Origin of the sequence: Virgibacillus salexigens, from assembly GCF_014905415.1 — a bacterium.
Taxonomy (GTDB): Bacteria; Bacillota; Bacilli; order Bacillales; family Amphibacillaceae; genus Virgibacillus; species Virgibacillus salexigens.
This window is the reverse complement of record NZ_BNEO01000005.1, coordinates 59,624-79,723: the sequence shown is the minus strand read 5'-3', so window position 1 is coordinate 79,723 and position 20,100 is coordinate 59,624. Positions and strand designations below refer to the sequence as shown.

The window sequence follows — 20,100 nt, the reverse complement described above, 5'->3', positions numbered from 1 at the left end:
GTCCGAATCCAGCCATTTATAACGCTTTATAGATATCAATATAACGATCAGCCACAATAGGGGCATCGTGAAAGGATTCAATATATTTTCTACCTTCCCTGCCTAGCTCTCCCCATTTCACCGGGTTTTGAACAAGCTCCTTTAATACAGTTAGGATAGTACTAGGATTCGCATTAACGATTGGTAGCTTACCAGAATATTTATCTACTAAGTCTTCCCTTATATAGCAAATCACGGGTTTTCCGAATGCCATGGCTTCCGAACTAATAAATCCACTTGCACCAATGCGCAATTGATCAATAACGATATCAGCTTGAGAGAGGAGCTGCTTCGTCTCCTGATATGTGTAACCTTCAATTAATTTAAATTTCAATGGAATTCCCTTCCTCTTTAGCGTACTAACAGCATTTAGAATAAACTCGGTTCCTTTTAGATTGCGCGAAGTAGGAGCATGGACAATGAGAGGGGTGGATGTATTACTATCCGGATAATTTGGGGTAAACTGACGAACATCAATTGTATGGGGAATGATATGCGTATGTTTGTATACATTTGAAATGTAACATTCTAGTTCAGGGTCTTGAACAATCGCATGATCGATATAATTGGATAACGTCGCAATATTGGCATATATCTTCTCTTCTGTCCATTCTGGCTTCACTCGAACATAAGGGTTGTTAAAGCTTCTAGCTATCGAACCTACTCGAATATCAGAGCCATGATGATGAACAACCATTTTCTTTCCTGCTTGCTTTAATCGTTTTAAATCGCGTTTATCAGGGAAAAAGGTTGCTCCAAAATGAAAGTGAAAAATATCGTATGTTTCAATCGCTTTTTGTAAAAACGTATGGATGCGGTTCTCCCTTTCTGGAGACGAAAGGGAATTTAAGCGTAAGCATAAATCCGGTTCAAACTCGAAATTATTTTCATCGAAATGGCAAGCAGTAGCGTCTACTCCTTTTGCTCGTAAAGCTCGACATAACTCAATCATTGAAGGTCCGTACGGAAGATGTAGCACTCGCAATCAAATAAACCCCTTTCCTGAATCATAACTGTTCGCTTTTTATGAAGTCTCCGTTAGCTGTTGATAGACGTTAATCAGACGTTTCTCCATATGTTCCCAACTAAATGTAGACTCCATTACGTTACGTGCTTGATACTTCATTTCGGCAAGCTCATTACGATTGGCAGATAAAGCGATAAGCGCTTCAACATAATCCCGTGCAGTGGCTTGTAGCTTCGGCACGACATATCCACATTGATAGTAATGAATAAATGTTGCCATGTCTTCGCATTGATTAACAAGTACAGGAATTCCATTATTTAAATAACTAAAAAACTTATTTGGCATTGCATACCGATTATTCAACGAATGAGCTGCATCTAAATCAATCCACCCAATATCAACATCGCGCATTACTTGTGGTATCTTTTCATAAGGAATCCAACCGGTGAATTGAATATTATCTTGAATATGATCCGGCAATCGTTCTAATTGTTGTTTTGCTTCTTTTCCCTTAAACCCTCCAATTATTTTAGCCTTAACATCTAGTTGTTGATTAACGATCTCTATAATCTTTACTAATTTATCAAAACTTCCTCTTTTCTTATTGATTGTCCCTTCAAATGTAAGGATTAATTGCGATTTTCCATTCTTACTTAGTTTGAAATCCGTAGCTAAAGGCGGGGAATTATAAATTACTTCAACAGGTATGGTCGGATTGACGGATAGATGCCATGCCTTGATAGATTCAGATACGGTAATCAAATAGTCTATCTCTTTTATCATACTTTCAAGCATTTCATTTTTTAGTTTTTTTGTTTTACTAGATTGATTGATCAGTGGATCGGGTTCCAGTTCATGGCTATCATAGATTAAATTGCATGGTTTCCCTTTAGACATTAGCCACCGTTTAATGCCTACTCCGCAATACAAAGAAAAAAATTCATGTGCATGATAAAAGTCTGCCTGCTGCTGTATTCCCAATTGAGTTAGGGGATCGGTAAACCGTATGTATTTTCCAGATTTTAAATTGTAGTGGAGGGCTTTAATATGCTTTTCTGGATACATTTGATCATAGGTAATTATTTTAATTCCTTCATGATAAAACGAATCCTCTAAATACTGATCAGTAAACGTAGTACCATCTATATCGAATAAGTAACCATCTCTTTTAGGAACGATCATCGTTACATGATACCCTGATTTATGTAAGCTTTTTGCTTCTTTTTTAAAAATCCGTGCATCTAAAAATGGATGCTCCGACACTAAAAAACATACTGTTTTAGTCATAATTCCCTCCCAACAAGCAATTTCGCCTTATGACAAGAGATAAGGCATTTGATTCGAACCTAGGGATTGATAAATCGATATCAGCCGTTTCTCCATATGATTCCAATTATAGACTTCCTCCATTACTTTCCTTGCATTGCTTCCCATAGCTGCCCATTTTTCTGGATGCTGTCGCAAATGATGTATTACTTGCAAATAGTCTGCCGGCGCAGGATTTCGTTTATTAATAACAAGTCCGCATTGATACGTTTTTATAAATTTTTCTATATCACTGCACTTGCTAGCTACAACCGGAATTCCATTATTTAAGTAACTAAATAATTTGGCAGGCATCGCAAACATATTATTAAGGGAATGGGTTGGATCTAGATCAATTAAACCAAGGTCTGCACCTGCCATCGTTGCTGGTAGTGTATGATAATCAACCCACTGTTCTATGTGTACTCTATTTTGCAAATGCGCAGGTACTGGAAAGGTTTCCCCATACCTCGATCCACCAATGATTTTAAATTCAACATCCGTTCCGCTATTACTTCCCTCAGTGATTGCTATTACCTTTTCGAAGGTTTCTCTTGACATATTGCCTTCATGAACGACAACAAATGAATTGTTAGGTGTGTTTTTGTTCATGATATGTTTACTTAATGGCGGAGCATTATAAATTACCTCAACCGATAACATAGGATCCATTGCCAGGTACCAAGATTTAATTGAATTCGATACGGTAATAACATAATCGGCTTCTTGTAAATTTCCTAAGAGTGTCTTATGCCATTGTTGCTTTGTATGATCATTTATCTGTAATGGAAAGGGATCAGGAATAAGTTGTCTACTATCATATATTAACTTAACTTCTTTATTCCTCTGCTGTTGTAGATCCTGCTTAATTGCTTTTCCATAAGTAAAAGAGTTCAATTCATGCGCATGATAAAAGTCAGCATCTTCTTTTATTCCTAATTGATAAAGCGGGTCAGATACTGGATTTAGCGACCTTCTCTCACTATCATAAGTAACTACCTTTATACCTTGATAATAAAAAACTCGTTCACGAAATTTCTTATTGAATGGTGCTCCATTTATATCAAAAAGAAGACCAGCCTTACGCGGTGCAATAATGGTGACATCATAACCATTGTTTAAAAGACTCTTCGCCTCACATTCAAAAATACGCGAATCTAGAAAGGGAAGGTAGCAAAGCAGCATACACACCTTTGGTTTCAACATGTCAACCTCCACTCTTCAACTTAATTATTATTTTCCTATCCTCCTAATAAAGTATTAACATCTGAATGCAAATATTCATATAATTGAATGTACGTGTTAGGATGTCGTTATTTGTTATCACCATGGCTATATGTCGTATTGGAGGTAATCCAAGTGGAATTAAACTTAACTGGAAAGAATGTACTTGTAACTGGGGGATCAAGAGGAATAGGGAAAGCCATCGCCCAAGCTTTTCGTAAAGAAGGAGCTAATGTTGGCGTTGTGGCTCGAAACCAAACGGAACTTCTTCATGTAAAACAAGAACTTGGAGTAAAGGTATATAGAAAAGACATCACGATAGAGGATGAGCGTATACAGTTAATTCACGAATTTATCGAAGACTTCCAGACAATTGATGTACTAGTTAATAATGCTGGTGCAGGAATAGGAACTCAGGTTTTAGACACAGCACCAGCCGTATTCGAAGCGTCAATGAAGATTAATTTCATCTCTGTGTTGCACTTAAGTCAATTAGTAAGCCAATACATGATAGACAAAGGTGCAGGGGTAATTATTAATATTGCATCCATTTACGGAAAAGAATCAGGCGGATTACCTGCGTATAACACCTCAAAATCAGCAGTAATCAGCTTTACAAAAGCCTTTAGCTCTGAAGTAATAAAACATAATATTCGTGTTGTTGGTATCGCCCCTGGGGCGATCTTCCATCCAAATAAAGAATGGAATCGACGTATCCAAAACGATCCAAACTTCTTAACAAATTATGCAAGCGCTAGAATACCTGCAGGACGACTAGGTAAACCTGAGGAAATTGGAAACACTGCTGTATTCTTAGCTTCAGATAAGGCATCTTGGATTGTCGGTACTACGATTACTGTTGATGGTGGTCAATCACGAATGAATTATTAACGGAAAAGGAAGTGCCAACTATGAATCGACCATTGCTTGCAAACAGTACCATCTTGGTTATTGGTGGAGCTGGTTTTATTGGGAGCCATTTAGTAGATAAATTAATAAAAGAAAACGCAAAACATATTGTGATTTTGGATAGTCTTTTTACAGGCAGTATAGGACACCTAACTGCTGCACTAGCACAAAATACAACCCTTTATATCGATGATGCAGAAAATCAAGAGACATTGAATTACATTATGGGAAAACATGATATTGATATTGTTTTTAATTGTGCAACCAAGGCGTTAAACTACTCCTTTATAAACCCTTCAAATGCATTTTTAACCAATGTTGTCGTCTTAAAGAATATTTTAGAATTACAACGAAACGGAGCTTTTCAAACGCTCTGTCATTTTTCATCCTCTGAAGCATATGGTTCATCTAAATATCAGCCTATGGATGAAGCCCATCCTTTACTCCCGACCACAACATATGCCGCCGGAAAAGCTTCGGCTGATTTGTTGTTACAATCTTACGTCAACATGTTTGATTTGGATGCTTTTATCGTTCGGCCATTTAATAATTATGGTCCAAGGCAAAATTTCTCAGGGCCTTTAGCTGGTGTCATTCCAGTTACAATTAAGAAAATTCTAGACGGTGATGTTCCAGAGATACATGGACATGGTCAACAAACAAGAGACTTTATTTATGTCAAAGACACCGTAGATATGGTAATAAAAACCTATCCTATTATCTCTTCCGGTGATTGTGTAAATATCACAACAGACCAGCAACTATCCATTAAACAGGTGATCGAAACAATTATGGAAGTAATGAATTATAACGGTGAAGTTCTTCAAAAACCTAATCGAAAAGCAGATGTTGAAATTCACAGAGGTTCAATGAAAAAATTACATGGATTAATTGGTACTTTTAATAAAACAGCATTTAAAGATGGCATCACATCTACCGTAAATTGGGTAAAAACGAACCAGTAACCTATACGATTACACATCAAATAGGGTAGTTTGTTGAAGTAACTGTTGGTATACATTGGCTAATCTTACTTCCATTTGCTCCCAGCAATAAATTTCTTCCATTACATTTCTAGCGTTCATACTCATCGTTCTAACCAGTTCTTTGTTCTTTGCCAAGTACAGCATTGCTTCAGCATAGTCCTTGGCAGTGGCATCTTTTTTATCAATTACTAAACCGCAACGATGTTCTCTTAAGAAAGATTCCATTTCATGACAGCGATTTACAATAATTGGAACACCATTATTTAAGTAACTAAAAAATTTATTCGGCATAGCATACGAACGGTTGAGGGAATCATTTAAATCTTCATAATCAATCCAGCCAACGTCAACATCTTTCATATACTCACCAATGGAATAATAATCAACCCATCCCGTTAGAATCACGTTGTTCTTTAAGTGATCGGGAAGGACAAATGAATCGCCAAATCTTGTTCCACCAATAACTTTAAATTGAAAATCGATGGATTTGGAGCATATTTCGGTCATTTGCGTGATTTTATTTTTACTTCCCCTTTTGTAATCGATATTCCCTTCGTAGCAAGCAACAAGTTTGTCTCCACTAAAATTTTTCGGTTTATACTTCGTCGCTAATGGGGGGGAATTATAAATTACTTCTACAGCAAAAGTAGGATCCTGTGAAAGAAACCATGATTTTATTGCATGGGAAATAGTAATAATGTAGTCTACTTCTTTCAACATTACGAGCAACTTCTCTTTTAAATTCTCTCTGTGCTGTTTGGAATTTCTAGAATCAAATGGATCTGGGGTTAGTTCATGACTATCATATATTAATTTCACATGTTTTTGCTGCTGGTTCATTCTTCTTTTGACGCCTATTCCTGCAAATAAAGATAAGTACTCATGAACATGATAAACATCCGCATTTTCCTGTACGCCAAGTTCAGTTAACGGATTGTTAAATCCTTGTTCCCATTGTGCTAATGGGGAGACTACTTTACTTAATGAATTCCTACTCTCTCTAAAGTCATAGTTTATTATCGTAATCCCTTCATGGGTGAATCTCTGTGATAAATAGGTATCTTTAAACGGCGTTCCATCAATATCAAAAAGATACCCATCTTTTCTTGGAACAATCATCGTGACATCATAGCCTAATTTCTTAAGGCTTTTCGCTTCTCTCTTGAATATCCTTGAATCTAAAAAAGGGTGCTCAGAAACTAGCATACATACCTTTTTAGACATTTTAGCACTCCTTTCTTATTTCTGAATACATTCATTATATTTAGCTTGGTAAGCATTCATGCTAACACCTTCCTTAATCCAACATATTGACGTTGAATACCTAACAAGAAATGATTGGTTGATAAATCATACATATTTATAAGAGAGGGGATTTGTATGAAAATTTTAACTGTAGTTGGTGCAAGGCCACAATTTATTAAAGCATCCATGTTATCCAAAGCAATTCAATCTGAAGGGAAAATGGAAGAAATTTTAGTACACACAGGACAGCACTATGATGCAAATATGTCCACCATATTCTTTAACCAACTAAAGCTCCCTAAACCGGATTATTATTTAGGTATTGGATCTGGTTCCCACGGTGAACAAACAGCAAATATGCTTGCAAAATTGGAAAGTATTATGATCTCGATGGAACCAGACATCGTATTGGTATATGGAGATACGAATTCCACCTTAGCTGGAAGCCTAGCAGCAGCAAAGCTCCATATTCCTATTGCACATGTAGAATCTGGATTACGTAGCTATAATAAAGAAATGCCTGAAGAGATCAACCGAATCGTTACAGATCATTTGTCTAGTTGGTTATTTTGTCCATCACAAACTGCTATGACGAATTTAAAAAAAGAAGGTATTACTTCAGGTGTGTACCAGACTGGTGACATTATGTTTGATGCAGTGCTTTTCTTTAAAAATCAAGCATTAAAACAATCCACGCTAAGAAATGATTTAACGCTTAAAAAAAATAATTATTACCTAGCAACCATTCATCGCGCAGAGAATACCGATCAAGTTGAACGATTAACAGCCATACTAACAGGGCTCCAACAATTGGATAAGACAGTTGTCCTTCCTTTACACCCTAGGACGAAGCAGAAAATAGAGCAGTATAAATTAACCGACTTAATTACTCATACTCAGATAAAGACGATTGAACCTGTAAATTACTTTGACATGCTAGCGGTTGCCTCTGATGCAAAAGCGATTTTAACCGACTCTGGAGGATTGCAAAAAGAAGCATACATGCTGCAAGTCCCTTGTGTTACGCTCAGAGAGGAAACCGAGTGGATTGAAACGTTAGAAACTGGTTGGAATCAACTAGTTGGCGCAGATACGCAGCAAATCGTCAAGAGCATGAAAGATCTGTCCATACCAACAAATTCGCCACTCTTATATGGAGATGGAAAAACTTCTTCTCTCATTCACAATCTATTATTGCAAACGTATAACAAGAATCATTAGTGGGAGAGGCATTCATTACCTCTTCCTTTGGTTATCTAGCCATCTTTCCATCGATATAACCCTTCCACCTTTGTAGTGTTTCACTCATCTTGGGATCTTTCTCAACCGAATTCAAAGCAGCTAATAAATGAATATGTGTTACATGATATCCCCACGATGCGATATTCGGATACCCACCATCTGTCGTATAATGGGTTAAATCATATGCAGTTCGATTTCCTAAGTCATATAAAGGTAACATTCTTTTTAGAGTTCTCACACCATCTTCATATAACATTCCTGCTTGCCTATTTCCTGTTTGTTTGTGGAGATCATATAATCCAATTAAAGCGAACATGAAGCCATTTAAAATGTAGCTAGGCGGATTTGTAGGACACTCTTCATAAAATGAATACTTGCCTTCAAACTTGGCTAAGATTCCATGATCATTAGAAGATGTTTGAAAAATAGAGGTAGCTTGTAATGCTTTGTTTTGATAGGTAGTATTTTTTGTTAAATAAGATGCCCTTGCCAAAACAGACATTGCCATTCCTAAACCAATAGACGAATACCATGGAGCCTTTAACTTTTCTAGCCTGCTAGGATAATAAGCATGATCAAATTGATAAGCCCAGCCTCCTTGAGAATTTTGGTTTTGTAAAAACCATGCTGCAACAGATAAAAATTTCTGTTTACTTTGTTCATCCTTATTTTTCAGGTATAAACTATAATGTTGTAAACCATATTGGGCAATAGTAGAAGGATTAAAATAAGTTCCAAATGGATAGACAGTTTTTGGAATACCATCATGAAATTCTACACTCCAGTTCTCCACCCCGTTTTTATCATAATGTAAATAATTCCCTCGAAAATCGTACTGATTAATCTCGGAATAACGGGCTTTGGAAACATGGATCTTTAATAATTTCTGACCCTCGATCCATTCCTTTTCAGCGAAATATCCCTTCTCTAATAACGTGATTGGAACAAATAGCTCATTCCCAATCTTCTTTCCTTTACATTCTAAATGTTGATGCATCACTACACGAATATCCTCAGGCCGTCCTGATTCCATTTTTATATCACCCTCAACTTCTGTTAAGATTGTAATTTTTTAGCAGGGATACCTACAGCAACTATCCCATTTTCAAGATGTTTAGTGACAACAGAACCTGCACCAACAATCGTATTTTCACCAATGTTTACTCCAGGCAGCAGTGAAGCGTTATTCCCAATTTTAGCTCCTTTTTTTATGTACGGTCCCTTTAGGGAGTAGCTTTGTGCTCCCATATATTTGTCATTCGACATCGATACACATGGACCTAGAAATACATTATCTTCAATTGTTGTATCCCCTGTCACATATGCCAGCGTTTGAATGGTACAAGATTTTCCAATTATTGTATTTAACTCTACAATGGCCGCCCTACCAACAATCGATTCATCTCCGATCGTAACATTTTCTCTAATACTTGCATGGTCGCCAATAAACACATCTTTTCCCACTCGTGTACCAGAATAAATAGAGACGAGCTGCCCAATTCGCGTACCAGGTTCAATCACGAGCTGAGTCGCCTTAGATGTTTTTCGCATTCTCTGATTTATGCTAGGCTTGACACCAATAACGCAATTACAACCAATATGGACATGATCACCGATGGTTGTACCTTCTAAAATAATCGAATTATGGCCGATAACAACGTGCTCACCAATGCTAACGTTATTTTCTATAACAACATTATTTCCAAACTGCGAGCTCTCTGGAATAGAAGCCAAACAAAAACCTCCTCAAGTTATACTATTATTGTAGTATACATTTAATTTTTTCAATTAATTGGTTTGTTCTTTGTTGAACGCTATGATGCTTACGTACAAATCGGTACCCCTGTTCGGCAATTTGTTCACGTTCCGTTTGATGACTTAAGAAATATGCCGCTTTTTGCTCAAAATCATGCTCATCTATTGGTACAAAATGAATCCCTGGTATAAATCCAATATCCTCTAGCTCATTAAACGTAGGAGCCAGTAGCAATGTTTTACAAGCAAGAGCCTCAAAATATTTGATTACAGGATAATGAAGTTTTGATGGACAAGTAAAAAGTATCTTTGATCTGTTTATTTCCTTGGCATAATTCTTACCAATCATCTTCTCTTGTTGTTCTTCCTCATTAAAATGATGGTACCCTGGATGTGGATGATACACGAAATCTGCCCTTCCTTGATAGGTATTGATAATACGTTGTCTTAATGGATAAAGCTCATTTACCGCCCCAATCATTAATAAATTGATATCTTTTTTTAATCTGTAGTCCTTACATAATTCTATATTAACGAAATGTGGAAACCATTCCATTTTATTTTGAAATTCCGGATATACCTCCAAACATTTATCACGAACGACTGGAAACAAATAATCAATGTTGTTTTTCTGTATATAATTCCTTCGAAGACTTACAAAACGATGAACATCATTTATAAATAGTCCAGTAGGGATATCCACATGTGCAAGCCCCTTTATTATTGGCTTCATTTGCCGATCGATATCATTGAGAATCAATATAAAATCCGGACGCACATCAAGTTGTTTCAGGATATAATCAATATGTCCTGATTTTCTCCACAGCATGACGTGAACAAGACGAGATAGTTCCTGCTCTAAGTAGAAGTAATTTCTATTAATCATCTGTGAAGTGTCTTCAGCGATTAATAATAGACGAATCATATTGCCACCTCCCTTCTTAATTGAACAGGTCAAAGGCCAATTTTATTTATTTGTGTTATGTCAGTCTATCTCGCTTACAAGCTCATGCATACGATATAGAACAAGGAGTCATCAGAGTGAGGAGATTTATTATGAGAGTTGGTGTAATTGGCACAGGAAAGATGGGAGAAAATCATATTCGAACATATTTATCCATGCATGAACACTGCCAACTAGTTGGTATTTTTGATAAAGATGAACAAAGGGCAAATGATATGGCGAACAAATATAATGTGAGACAATTTCAATCGATGGATAACCTTCTCCAACAAGTTGATGCAATAAGTATAGCTGTACCAACTGAATACCATTACCCAATTGGCTTAACCTGTATTAAGCACAACGTGCACATCCTAATGGAAAAACCAATAACTAGTACGGTTGTTCAGGCAAACGATTTGGTCAAAAAAGCGAAAAAGGCGGGAATAAAGCTTCAAGTCGGTCATATTGAACTATTTAATCCAATAATTCAATTACTGATAAAGGAATTAACAGATGAAAAGATCATTGGAATGGAATTTCATCGAATGAATCCATATCATCACCGTATTAAAAATGTAGATGTAGTAGCTGATTTAATGATCCATGACCTTTATATCCTACAAGCTATTCTTCAAGATACCATTGACGACTTTCATGCTTTTGGTAAAATCATTGAAAACACCCCAAAACACGCGGTTGTTATTGCTACATCTGTTAAAGACATTATTGTACAATTAACCGCCAGCTTTAAATCGAAAAGAAAAATAAGGTCTATCCAGATTTTAACCGAAGACGCTCTATTTGATGTCGACATCATTCAAAAGCAATTAAAAATCGTACGATCAGGCATAACAAGCATAACTGTGATTGATGATGAGATCGAACCGCTCCACTTACAGTTAATGGATTTTATACGTTGCATCCAAAACAACGATCAACCAAAAGTCTCGGGCGAAGATGGGATAAAAGCACTTCAGCTTACCAACCAAATCGGTAATGCAATAAGTAAGTTGAATTAAGTATTGTCAGCGTACACTTGGAAGTGTACGCTTATCATTTCATCGTATGACTTTTGGAATAAACTTATGAAAAAACAATATAAAAAATACCCTGAACTTTATATCAGGGTATTTTTTATTTTATTTAAGCTGCTACAGGGAAACGAACGAAGTTAATTGCGTCTAACGATATATAGATTTTCACATTATCACCGTATCCGCTGCTTACATCAATTACTAATACCAATTCCGCAGTCACTGTTGAAAGAATTCCTTCTATTAAGTTGTTATCTGTAGCTACCTCAACAGTAGAACCCAATTGCGTTGCAAGTTCAGCTGCAAATGCATCTTCAAACATTTATAATCCTCCTTTATAGTTCACTGACAAATTCAATCTTATCGATTCGGACAAGTGCTTGTGACCCGGTATTCTCAATTACAACAACATAATCATCTCTTACTGCTAGCAATGTCCCTGTTACCATTCCAAAAGGAGTGGTTAGTTCTACTTGTTCATTAACTAGACCTAAAAGTACATCTCGGATTGTAGTAGGCGTGTCAGGTGTACCCCCATTATCTCCTGTGTCTCCAGCACCGCCGTTACCACCTAGGTCAAGCCCAACATCCACACCAATTCCTGGTAAATTTACAGATACGTCTTTACTTATGCCACTGCTATTAGCTAGGTTCTGAGACAATTGATTTAGCAGCTCTAGTAGACTACGCTGTCCATTTGTTAGTGCCAATGATATTCATCCTTTCTATAATATATTTCTATTCAATATATGTGCCACAATAGCCATTAGTAAGGGCATTTATTTCATGGAGCGATAATTCCACCTTTATCCTATAGATTCATATAACCCATAAATAGACTAGTATCTTAGCACGATTACCTCTTGTGAGAATATACTATATAAAAAGCTTTGCTGGAGGTGGAAGAATTGAGTAAAAACAATCAAAATAATAATGCTTCAAGCCATATTGTCGATTTTCTTTTAGATGCAACATTAAAAAAGCACGGTGTTACGTTAGATAAAACGAAAGTAAGTGAAACAGATAAAGAAACACTTAAAGATATGGTTAGCAAGCTAAGGAAAGATGTGGATGGCGTAATGAAAAGTAATAATGAGGAAGATGAAACAAAATAAATAATAGACAAATAGATCAATTTTTAAAACCCCCTATATTCAAAGTTAAATCTAAATCCCGGTAAATCAACAAAAATTACCGGGATTTCCTCTTGTCTTTTAAAAAACAATTATTTCTCCAATAAATAGGTAGTTTATCTTGGTACAATCACCCTTCCTATTTCAATTTTGAGACATAAGATATTCTAAACGAGAAGAAGGAGGAAATAATACTATGTCAAGATCAAAAGCGTTTGAGAAGTCTTGCTGTGAAGATTGCGGCAGAACAATAGATAGGAGAAGACGTGGTCGTCATGAAAATGTTTGTGACAGCTGTAGTAATGTACGTCCAAGTTATGATTCTTGCAATGATTCTCGTCATGATTCATGTCATGATTCATGTCATAATTCTTGTAATGATTCCCGAGGAGAAGATAAAAAATGGAGAGCCTTAGACACATCGATGTGCCATCCATTTGATGATCCTACCGTAGATCAAGAAGCAAGCGGTGAATTGAAAAATGTTCAACAATCTATTGAATCCATTATTATCAAAGATTCTTGTGATGTAAATGTGACATCATCTGACATTCAAGCTGCACTTAATGTACAGGTAGCGCTACAGGTTGCCATTGCTATTGTAATTAGTATCTCTATTGCAGATGGGAACCAAGCAGACGAGGTAACACAAGACCTATTTGCTAAACTAAAATCCAGCCAAGTGAATAAACAGCAAGTATTTATTGAAAACTCTCGTGGCGTAGAAGTATCTACTTCCGATACAGATATCGCGATCAACGTTCAAGTGTTGCTTCAAATCTTGATTGCACTAGTTGTTAGATTAGATATTCTATAATTTTCAACCTACAAAATAACCTATTAAATAATCATAAACGAAAAGGCCATTTTCTTGTGCGAAATGGCCTTTTCATTTACTTAAAAACCTTTAGATATCCGTACGTATATGAGGGTTATAAAGTATAAGTTTAATCAATCGTTTGCTTAAACTAGCTTTTATGGTTCGTAGTTTTATTAATTGCTCATTCGGTTTATGAATGACAAACATGATTTGATTTGTTATGCTAATAATAAAGCTTAGTGAAGTGAAACATAACTAAATATTCATAGACTACTAGGGGTGCCCATGGCGTGGGCTGAGAGGAAGCAGTTGAGCTTCTGACTCTTACAGACCTGATCTGGTTAATACCAGCGGAGGGAAGTAGTAGGCATAGCGTCTTTCTATTTCATAACCGAAGCCAGGTCCCCAAAGGATCTGGCTTTTTCATAGTCGTAAAAACAAACAGAGAACATTTACTAAGCTTAAATCTATAACAAAAAGGAGCTCATTTATGAATCCATGAGAAAAACCTATTTACTAACATACATGGCTGTATTTATAGCGATTGGTACGTTAGGAGCCCAATTTCTTTGGTTTCCTGCTGGAATTGCTAAGGCTTACCCTGTGCAGCATGCTGTAAATGTCATAGCTGCCATTACATTAGGACCTGGCCCAGCTGTAGTGATTGCTTTCACAATCGGTTTATTACGAAACATGATTGGTCTAGGTACACTGTTAGCATTCCCTGGTGCGATGATTGGTGCTTTCCTAGCAGGAATGCTTTATCGTTGGGTAGGTAAAAAAATAGCTGCTGTCTTTGGAGAAATTATCGGCACAGGAATCATCGGTTCTCTCTTTGCTGTCCCTTTCGCCAAACTATTTATGAATAGTGGTACAGGTGCACTATTTTTTATGCCATCCTTCTTGGCAAGCAGTATATCTGGAGCATTTATTGGTTGGATCATCTTATTAAAAGTAAAACAAGAACATATTATTCGTTTACAAGGAAACTACTAGGGGCGCCATGTTGCTGAGATAAGGAACGCTTCCTTTGTCCCTTTGAACCTGATCTGGCTAATACCAGCGCAGGAAAGTAGTGAGGAAATTATCATAACACTCCTCTATTTATCTACTTTAATTCCTCTAGTAGCGTCCCATAATAAAGGAGGCTAAATGATGTGTTTCACAGATCATTTAAGACAAGAAAATAATGATATCTTTGCGCTCATTTTTGAACATCCATTTGTTCAAGGCGTCGGAAATGGAACGATCCCCGATAAAGCCCTTGCTCATTATATTAAAGCGGATTTCGAATATTTGAATGCATTTATGCAAATTTATGGGATAGCCTTAGCAAAGTCTAAAAAGCGAGAAGATATTGCCTATTTCTTTGACCAAATAAACTTTGTATTAAATGATGAAATCCACCCCCACCGAAATTTTTGTGATCATATTGGGGTTAAGTATGAAGATTTACAAGGACACCCTCTTCCACCAACAGCAGACCATTATATAAAACATATGATGTACCATGCCCAAATGGGGACATCCGGTGAAATACTCGGAGCACTACTTCCATGCCCATGGACGTATTTAGAAATAGGGAAAGAATTGATGAAGCAATTCCACCCAACAAGAGATCATCCATTTTATGACTGGATTAGCTTTTATGCAAGTGATGAGGTAGAGAAAACAACAACTGAAATGAGAAGCCGGCTCGATATATTAGCAGCCAATGCATCAAAATCAGAACAAGATCTAATTAGCGAAGCTTTTCGAAAAAGCTGCCAGTTGGAACTTAAATTCTGGGAGATGGCTTACACCTGTGAAGAATGGCCGGGAGAAAAGAAGGTGACCAATCAATGAGTATACCTCCAAGTGTACTAACTATCGCGGGAACGGATCCTAGTGGAGGTGCAGGAATACAGGCAGACCTTAAGACATTTCAAGAATTGAAGGTTTATGGGATGTCTGTCATTACTTCTGTGGTTGCTCAAAACACAACTGGAGTCCAAAACATCCATCACTTACCAACAGGGATGTTACATGATCAATTACAATCTGTATTAACCGATATGCCAGTTCATGCGATAAAAACAGGAATGATTGCTAACCGAGATATGATGGAAGTAATTGCTGATGCAATACCAAAAACAAATGCACCTTACGTAATTGATCCTGTTATGGTAGCAACAAGCGGTGATCCTCTGATTGATGAAGAGGCAAGGGGGGTTCTTAAAGAACAATTATTACCAATAGCAACGTTGGTTACCCCAAATATTCCCGAAGCGGAGTTTATTATAGGAAATTCCATCAATAGCCTAGCGGATATGAAAGAAGCAGCCATATCAATTGTCCATACGTATGGACCAAAAGCAGCTCTTATCAAAGGGGGCCATTTACAGGGGAAAGCAATTGACTTTTTGTATGATGGATCACAACTTCATACATTTGCTGCGGACCGATTTGATACGAAGAACACCCATGGAACTGGTTGTACTTATTCAGCAGCAATTACTGCAAACTTAAGCAATGGGCTTCATTTAATCGAAGCTGTTCAAATGGCAAAGCACTATGTGACCGAAGCAATAAAGCATTCCTTTCCATTAGGAACAGGTAACGGTCCTACCAATCACTGGGCTATAAGAGAAGAAAGGGTGAAATAATGAAGGATTCGATCATTCAAGAGGTTAAAGCAACTACTCCACTAATCCATAACCTCACAAATGAAGTTGTCATGAACTTTTCAGCTAACGGGTTGCTGGCTTTTGGGGGAGCCCCAGTTATGGCAAAAGCAAAGGAAGAAGTTGAAGAGATGGCAGCGGCGGCTGATGGAGTATTGATCAATATTGGAACAACGTCATTAACGGAGCTGGAAGCAATGAAGCTCGCTGGTAAAGCGGCCAATAAGAAAGGGATACCTGTTGTGCTAGACCCAGTCGGAGTTGGGGCTACTTCATTTAGGCAAGACGGAGTTCGTCAATTATTACAGGCTGTTTCATTTACAGCAATTAAGGGAAATGCTGGAGAAATGGCACAACTTGTTGATATCCCATGGGAAACAAAAGGTGTGGAATCTGTTGGTGATGGAAATGTTGAAGAAATTGCAGCTAAAGTAGCCAAATTGTACCAAACAACTGCTATTATTACAGGAAAAACAGACGTCATTTGTAGTAATGAAAAGATGATTCATAATACAACAGGTCATGCCTGGTTAGAAAAAATTACTGGTGCAGGCTGCTTATTAGGCTCCATTCTAACAGCTTGTTTAACAACAAATTACTCCATTGAAGAACAAGCACTTACTGCTGTACAATTCTATGGACTAGCAGCGGAACATGCTGCAGCACAATCATATGTCTACGGTCCAGGAAGCTTCCTGCCAGCATTTATTGATGCACTATCTTTGAAATCAGAGCAATTGGAAAGGAGCTAATCAGGAATTGGAAGTAAGACAAGCATTAAGAAAATATTTTATTATGGGAAGCCAAAACTGTAATGGCGACCCTAAGGAAATCCTTAAACAAGCAGCGAATGCTGGAATAACCGCATTTCAATATCGGGAAAAAGGAAACGGTGCATTACAGGGATTTCAAAGATATTTATTAGGCAAACAATTACGGGATATATGCAAACAATACCAAATTCCTTTCTTCGTTAATGATGATGAAGAATTAGCAGAAATATTAGATGCCGACGGTATACATGTAGGTCAAGATGATAAACCGGCAGCAGAGCTGCGACGCCGTTTTCCAAACAAGTGGATTGGGCTTTCGATATCTAATCAGGCAGAGCTTAACAATAGTCCAATCGATTCCATTGATTACTTGGGGGTTGGACCAATATTCTCTACAACTACAAAAGAGGATGCTAAAGTTGCTGTTGGTACCCAATGGGTAAAAGAAGTTAAACATGCCTATCCCCATATCCCCATCGTCGGAATCGGAGGAATCTCTGTTGATAATGCTGCATCTGTGATGGAGGCTGGAGCAGATGGGGTTTCAATCATCTCAGCTATTACAAATGCGAAATATATAGACCAAGCCGTATCGCAATTATAGAGCCCTCTATAGAAGAAAAGTAACAGCTTTTATGAACAATAAAGAAGCTAGAACATTATGAGAATAAGGACCTCTAAATTCGAATATTCGATAACCGCAATTCGAAATAGGGCATGCTTTCTACGGGGATGACCAGGTTAAATTGGAAAAGCAAAAACCGCTTATCCGAATTGAGCTGATGGATGGATCCCGTTCGAATCATGCCTATTTCTATTGCTATGTTGGATGAATAAAGTTACCCATTATCCAATGTTTTGGAACTGGTTACCCTGTAAAAACCATTCATTGCCTCGCTCTCAACTCTACTTTCGTTTATCTGCGTAAACAGCCATTGCATCACGCATAAATATAGCGAGTCCGTTACCAAATTGGTCAATATTTTTGGTGAATCGTTCATCGTCCACATACATTTGACCAAGCCCTTTAAAAGCATCAAGGGAATAGGTTCCCATCTGGTTCAAGAATTCAAACCATTCACCAATCCGTTTTTGGGCTATTTCAGAAGCAGGATCTTCATGACGAACCACTGCTAATTCACGATAAATAGCATGGAATGTTTCCTCGAATTCCTTTTTCTCCTCATTCGTCATTCGGTTCATTTTCGCATTGGACTCATCCACTGCCTTATCACCCCAACGCTCACGTGCTTCTTGTTCATAAGGATTATGACTGAAGTCAAATCCATCGAACTTTTCTTTATTACTCATAACGATCTCTCCTTGTTTATATTTTATCGTTTTATCAATTGTTCGAATCATTGTATCGACTCGATCCCGTTTATCAAGCAGCATATTTCGTTGCATTTCTAGTGCCTCCGCTTGATTGAAAGAAGGGCTGTCAATGATCTCTTTAATCTTCTTCAGCGGAAAATCAAGTTCTTTAAAAAATAGAATTTGTTGCAAGCGTTCTAGATCCATCTCAGAATAAATACGATACCCTGATTCGGTTGTCTGTTCAGGAGTCAAAAGCCCAATGTCATCATAATGATGAAGTGTGCGCACACTAATTCCAACCAAATCAGCTACTTCCTTAACTTTCATGGCTGTTAACCTCCCTACAATCTATACTATAGAGTATCACGTAGCGTGAGGGTCAATAGCAAGTTTCAAAATAATTTTCATCAGATTGAAACCATCATTGTAAATGATCCATTTCCTATACGTACAAACCTGCCGATGAGTATAAAAAAACACCATCCATCTAATGGACAGTGCCAACATTGATTAAATCGCCTTCCTTGACGGAAGTTCTATTTCATTTTCTTTCTCTTCAAAACGATATGGATAATTTTTAAGCTCTCCTTTAAAAATACAAGTAAGATTATTCATATCTCGAAGATCTTGAGGCGTACAAAGATTAGCCGATTTATTTAATTTATTATCTAATTCATTAAGAATCGTTGCCACAAACTGTGAACAGAAAAATGCATTTGATCGATGGATATTAAACTGAAATAAGAGGGCAACCATGCCAATCAAGTTATACCGATACCTATCTTTTTGCTGTTCCATTTGATTTACTTTATCAACCATTTTCTTATATTCAAACTCTGTTACATTGCAGCTATACACTTCACATACTGCGTTTCTAAACAACCCTTCTGAAATGTTTTCTTTAACAAAGCCACCAATAAAAGGATTTGCTGGATTTTTACGACCAAAACTATACATGTTCTCTAGTTCTAAGCTAAATGATAAGGAAGCATGGTTTAAAGGCTTCCTCGTATAAAACTTAATTAATTTTGTAAATAATGTTCCGGTGTCTGTAAAAATTAAATAAACTTGTCTTTTACTGTTACTATCTTGATTCATGATTTTATATTCCTTTTATATACAAAGTAATACATGCTTAAAGGCCACCAAAGTATCGTGAATATTGGGTAGATTGCCCAAATCGTGCTTGGAGAGTAAAAAACGTTCACCATAATAAAAAATGCGCAAAGAAGGGTAGCCCCCTGAAGGGAGAAAGAGAAATACGATTTTCTTCTTGCATGGTAGACAGAAAGCGGCCACCATAATATAGCAAAAACAGGGAATATAACCCAAGGCGTATATGGTGAAACAAGTAGGTTTAATAAACAATAATAAAGAATAAAGATTCCACTACCAATAATTGCAATTCGCAACGGTTTTACTTTCCTCCTCAGAATCATCAGCATCGGCCAATAAACGAGAGGGATGATCGTGTATAATGCCCATGGATGTTCAGGGGTACTTCTTATATTCTCAATCACAAGTAAAAAAAAGATAATAGCACTACTAATGACAGAGAAAAACGTCTGTTTCTTCATTTTGAAACAATATAATCCAAACGGAAAAATGAGCATGAATGCAGTTGGGTAAATAAACCATACATGTTCTTTACTTGTTAATAGATTGACAATGACTAGAAAAATAATCGTCATGATCGAACCTGTTAGTAAAAAAGCAACATCTATTTTTTTCATCTTGTTTCC

General features: G+C 37.0%; 23 protein-coding genes and 2 riboswitches. Of the genes, 11 read left to right on the top strand and 12 right to left on the bottom strand.

Annotated features, from left to right (window positions below; all coding sequences use genetic code 11):
• Positions 1-16: 16 nt before the first annotated feature.
• From JKP73_RS17605 to JKP73_RS17595, 3 genes are read right to left on the bottom strand one after another with little or no spacing between them, the layout of a single operon-like run.
• On the bottom strand, positions 17-1,018 hold the full coding sequence (locus tag JKP73_RS17605; RefSeq protein WP_234447137.1) for a glycosyltransferase family 4 protein: 1,002 nt from the start codon (positions 1,016-1,018) through the stop codon (positions 17-19).
• Between the two features lie 45 nt (positions 1,019-1,063).
• Positions 1,064-2,293, bottom strand: coding sequence for a glycosyltransferase (locus JKP73_RS17600; RefSeq protein ID WP_200411593.1), 1,230 nt, complete (start codon positions 2,291-2,293; stop codon positions 1,064-1,066).
• 27 nt (positions 2,294-2,320) lie between these two features.
• Positions 2,321-3,517 (bottom strand): glycosyltransferase family protein, encoded by a 1,197-nt coding sequence (locus tag JKP73_RS17595; RefSeq protein ID WP_200411592.1) that lies wholly within the window; start codon positions 3,515-3,517, stop codon positions 2,321-2,323.
• Positions 3,518-3,670: 153 nt separating this feature from the next.
• On the opposite strand from JKP73_RS17595, the gene JKP73_RS17590 reads away from it, so the two are divergent.
• Both JKP73_RS17590 and JKP73_RS17585 read left to right on the top strand, forming a co-directional pair.
• A complete protein-coding gene (locus JKP73_RS17590; RefSeq protein WP_200411591.1) occupies positions 3,671-4,426 on the top strand; it encodes an SDR family NAD(P)-dependent oxidoreductase in 756 nt (251 codons plus the stop codon).
• 20 nt (positions 4,427-4,446) lie between these two features.
• On the top strand, positions 4,447-5,409 hold the full coding sequence (locus tag JKP73_RS17585) for a GDP-mannose 4,6-dehydratase (RefSeq protein WP_200411590.1): 963 nt from the start codon (positions 4,447-4,449) through the stop codon (positions 5,407-5,409).
• Between the two features lie 9 nt (positions 5,410-5,418).
• Here JKP73_RS17585 and JKP73_RS17580 read toward each other — a convergent pair whose 3' ends face one another.
• Positions 5,419-6,654: a glycosyltransferase gene (locus JKP73_RS17580; protein ID WP_200411589.1), complete on the bottom strand. Its 1,236-nt coding sequence runs from the start codon at positions 6,652-6,654 to the stop codon at positions 5,419-5,421.
• Between the two features lie 156 nt (positions 6,655-6,810).
• Between JKP73_RS17580 and wecB the strand changes: the two genes are divergently transcribed.
• Positions 6,811-7,896 (top strand): non-hydrolyzing UDP-N-acetylglucosamine 2-epimerase, encoded by a 1,086-nt coding sequence (gene wecB, locus JKP73_RS17575; RefSeq protein ID WP_021288787.1) that lies wholly within the window; start codon positions 6,811-6,813, stop codon positions 7,894-7,896.
• Positions 7,897-7,927: 31 nt separating this feature from the next.
• Here wecB and JKP73_RS17570 read toward each other — a convergent pair whose 3' ends face one another.
• From JKP73_RS17570 to JKP73_RS17560, 3 genes are read right to left on the bottom strand one after another with little or no spacing between them, the layout of a single operon-like run.
• Positions 7,928-8,950: a D-glucuronyl C5-epimerase family protein gene (locus tag JKP73_RS17570; RefSeq protein ID WP_038245816.1), complete on the bottom strand. Its 1,023-nt coding sequence runs from the start codon at positions 8,948-8,950 to the stop codon at positions 7,928-7,930.
• Between the two features lie 23 nt (positions 8,951-8,973).
• Positions 8,974-9,651: an acyltransferase gene (locus tag JKP73_RS17565; RefSeq protein WP_021288789.1), complete on the bottom strand. Its 678-nt coding sequence runs from the start codon at positions 9,649-9,651 to the stop codon at positions 8,974-8,976.
• A gap of 25 nt (positions 9,652-9,676) precedes the next feature.
• Positions 9,677-10,597 carry a glycosyltransferase gene (locus JKP73_RS17560; RefSeq protein ID WP_021288790.1) on the bottom strand — a complete coding sequence of 307 codons (921 nt, stop codon included), beginning with the start codon at positions 10,595-10,597 and terminating at the stop codon, positions 9,677-9,679.
• A gap of 131 nt (positions 10,598-10,728) precedes the next feature.
• Between JKP73_RS17560 and JKP73_RS17555 the strand changes: the two genes are divergently transcribed.
• On the top strand, positions 10,729-11,637 hold the full coding sequence (locus JKP73_RS17555; RefSeq protein WP_021288791.1) for a Gfo/Idh/MocA family protein: 909 nt from the start codon (positions 10,729-10,731) through the stop codon (positions 11,635-11,637).
• A gap of 124 nt (positions 11,638-11,761) precedes the next feature.
• Here JKP73_RS17555 and JKP73_RS17550 read toward each other — a convergent pair whose 3' ends face one another.
• Together JKP73_RS17550 and JKP73_RS17545 are read right to left on the bottom strand one after the other, a co-directional pair.
• A complete protein-coding gene (locus JKP73_RS17550) occupies positions 11,762-11,974 on the bottom strand; it encodes a hypothetical protein (protein ID WP_021288792.1) in 213 nt (70 codons plus the stop codon).
• Positions 11,975-11,987: 13 nt separating this feature from the next.
• Positions 11,988-12,362: a DUF2642 domain-containing protein gene (locus tag JKP73_RS17545; RefSeq protein WP_038245817.1), complete on the bottom strand. Its 375-nt coding sequence runs from the start codon at positions 12,360-12,362 to the stop codon at positions 11,988-11,990.
• 198 nt (positions 12,363-12,560) lie between these two features.
• Here JKP73_RS17545 and JKP73_RS17540 point away from each other — a divergent pair, with 198 nt between their 5' ends.
• The 7 genes from JKP73_RS17540 (at position 12,561) to thiE (ending at position 17,645) form a co-directional block, all read left to right on the top strand.
• A complete protein-coding gene (locus JKP73_RS17540) occupies positions 12,561-12,767 on the top strand; it encodes a hypothetical protein (RefSeq protein WP_038245818.1) in 207 nt (68 codons plus the stop codon).
• Between the two features lie 442 nt (positions 12,768-13,209).
• Positions 13,210-13,602, top strand: a complete 393-nt coding sequence (locus JKP73_RS23560) for a spore coat protein (RefSeq protein ID WP_051739235.1) — start codon at positions 13,210-13,212, stop codon at positions 13,600-13,602.
• Between the two features lie 268 nt (positions 13,603-13,870).
• A riboswitch (TPP riboswitch) is annotated at positions 13,871-13,981 on the top strand.
• 122 nt (positions 13,982-14,103) lie between these two features.
• Positions 14,104-14,601, top strand: coding sequence for an energy coupling factor transporter S component ThiW (thiW, locus tag JKP73_RS17530; protein ID WP_038245819.1), 498 nt, complete (start codon positions 14,104-14,106; stop codon positions 14,599-14,601).
• Positions 14,590-14,693: riboswitch (TPP riboswitch) on the top strand. (Overlaps the previous gene by 12 nt.)
• 67 nt (positions 14,694-14,760) lie before the next feature.
• Positions 14,761-15,450: a thiaminase II gene (gene tenA / locus JKP73_RS17525; protein ID WP_021288798.1), complete on the top strand. Its 690-nt coding sequence runs from the start codon at positions 14,761-14,763 to the stop codon at positions 15,448-15,450.
• The gene (gene thiD, locus JKP73_RS17520) at positions 15,447-16,250 is read left to right on the top strand and encodes a bifunctional hydroxymethylpyrimidine kinase/phosphomethylpyrimidine kinase (RefSeq protein ID WP_038245820.1); all 804 of its coding nucleotides are present in this window, start codon (positions 15,447-15,449) and stop codon (positions 16,248-16,250) included. Before tenA ends, thiD begins: the two co-directional genes overlap by 4 nt.
• Entirely contained in the window at positions 16,250-17,020 is a 771-nt protein-coding gene (thiM, locus tag JKP73_RS17515) for a hydroxyethylthiazole kinase (RefSeq protein ID WP_038245821.1), read from the top strand. Before thiD ends, thiM begins: the two co-directional genes overlap by 1 nt.
• A gap of 43 nt (positions 17,021-17,063) precedes the next feature.
• Positions 17,064-17,645 (top strand): thiamine phosphate synthase, encoded by a 582-nt coding sequence (gene thiE / locus JKP73_RS17510; protein ID WP_051170014.1) that lies wholly within the window; start codon positions 17,064-17,066, stop codon positions 17,643-17,645.
• A gap of 302 nt (positions 17,646-17,947) precedes the next feature.
• Here the strand turns inward: thiE and JKP73_RS17505 are convergent, their stop codons facing one another.
• The 3 genes from JKP73_RS17505 to JKP73_RS17495 form a co-directional block, all read right to left on the bottom strand.
• Positions 17,948-18,685 carry a MerR family transcriptional regulator gene (locus tag JKP73_RS17505; protein ID WP_038245822.1) on the bottom strand — a complete coding sequence of 246 codons (738 nt, stop codon included), beginning with the start codon at positions 18,683-18,685 and terminating at the stop codon, positions 17,948-17,950.
• A 183-nt stretch (positions 18,686-18,868) separates the two neighbouring features.
• Positions 18,869-19,456, bottom strand: a complete 588-nt coding sequence (locus tag JKP73_RS17500; RefSeq protein WP_021288803.1) for a hypothetical protein — start codon at positions 19,454-19,456, stop codon at positions 18,869-18,871.
• Positions 19,453-20,091: a hypothetical protein gene (locus tag JKP73_RS17495; RefSeq protein WP_021288804.1), complete on the bottom strand. Its 639-nt coding sequence runs from the start codon at positions 20,089-20,091 to the stop codon at positions 19,453-19,455. Before JKP73_RS17495 ends, JKP73_RS17500 begins: the two co-directional genes overlap by 4 nt.
• Positions 20,092-20,100 lie beyond the last annotated feature (9 nt).

Excerpts from the sequence above, each read along its gene's own strand:
- JKP73_RS17505 (WP_038245822.1), bottom strand. The coding sequence starts at position 18,685 with ATGAAAGTTAAGGAAGTAGCTGATTTGGTTGGAATTAGTGTGCGCACA.
- JKP73_RS17580 (WP_200411589.1), bottom strand. The coding sequence starts at position 6,654 with ATGTCTAAAAAGGTATGTATGCTAGTTTCTGAGCACCCTTTTTTAGAT.
- JKP73_RS17585 (WP_200411590.1), top strand. The coding sequence starts at position 4,447 with ATGAATCGACCATTGCTTGCAAACAGTACCATCTTGGTTATTGGTGGA.
- thiM (WP_038245821.1), top strand. The coding sequence starts at position 16,250 with ATGAAGGATTCGATCATTCAAGAGGTTAAAGCAACTACTCCACTAATC.
- thiW (WP_038245819.1), top strand. The coding sequence starts at position 14,104 with ATGAGAAAAACCTATTTACTAACATACATGGCTGTATTTATAGCGATT.
- JKP73_RS17560 (WP_021288790.1), bottom strand. The coding sequence starts at position 10,597 with ATGATTCGTCTATTATTAATCGCTGAAGACACTTCACAGATGATTAAT.
- JKP73_RS17500 (WP_021288803.1), bottom strand. The coding sequence starts at position 19,456 with ATGAATCAAGATAGTAACAGTAAAAGACAAGTTTATTTAATTTTTACA.
- JKP73_RS17600 (WP_200411593.1), bottom strand. The coding sequence starts at position 2,293 with ATGACTAAAACAGTATGTTTTTTAGTGTCGGAGCATCCATTTTTAGAT.
- JKP73_RS23560 (WP_051739235.1), top strand. The coding sequence starts at position 13,210 with ATGTGCCATCCATTTGATGATCCTACCGTAGATCAAGAAGCAAGCGGT.
- JKP73_RS17550 (WP_021288792.1), bottom strand. The coding sequence starts at position 11,974 with ATGTTTGAAGATGCATTTGCAGCTGAACTTGCAACGCAATTGGGTTCT.
- JKP73_RS17555 (WP_021288791.1), top strand. The coding sequence starts at position 10,729 with ATGAGAGTTGGTGTAATTGGCACAGGAAAGATGGGAGAAAATCATATT.
- JKP73_RS17495 (WP_021288804.1), bottom strand. The coding sequence starts at position 20,091 with ATGAAAAAAATAGATGTTGCTTTTTTACTAACAGGTTCGATCATGACG.
- tenA (WP_021288798.1), top strand. The coding sequence starts at position 14,761 with ATGTGTTTCACAGATCATTTAAGACAAGAAAATAATGATATCTTTGCG.
- thiE (WP_051170014.1), top strand. The coding sequence starts at position 17,064 with ATGGGAAGCCAAAACTGTAATGGCGACCCTAAGGAAATCCTTAAACAA.
- JKP73_RS17595 (WP_200411592.1), bottom strand. The coding sequence starts at position 3,517 with ATGTTGAAACCAAAGGTGTGTATGCTGCTTTGCTACCTTCCCTTTCTA.
- wecB (WP_021288787.1), top strand. The coding sequence starts at position 6,811 with ATGAAAATTTTAACTGTAGTTGGTGCAAGGCCACAATTTATTAAAGCA.
- thiD (WP_038245820.1), top strand. The coding sequence starts at position 15,447 with ATGAGTATACCTCCAAGTGTACTAACTATCGCGGGAACGGATCCTAGT.
- JKP73_RS17570 (WP_038245816.1), bottom strand. The coding sequence starts at position 8,950 with ATGGAATCAGGACGGCCTGAGGATATTCGTGTAGTGATGCATCAACAT.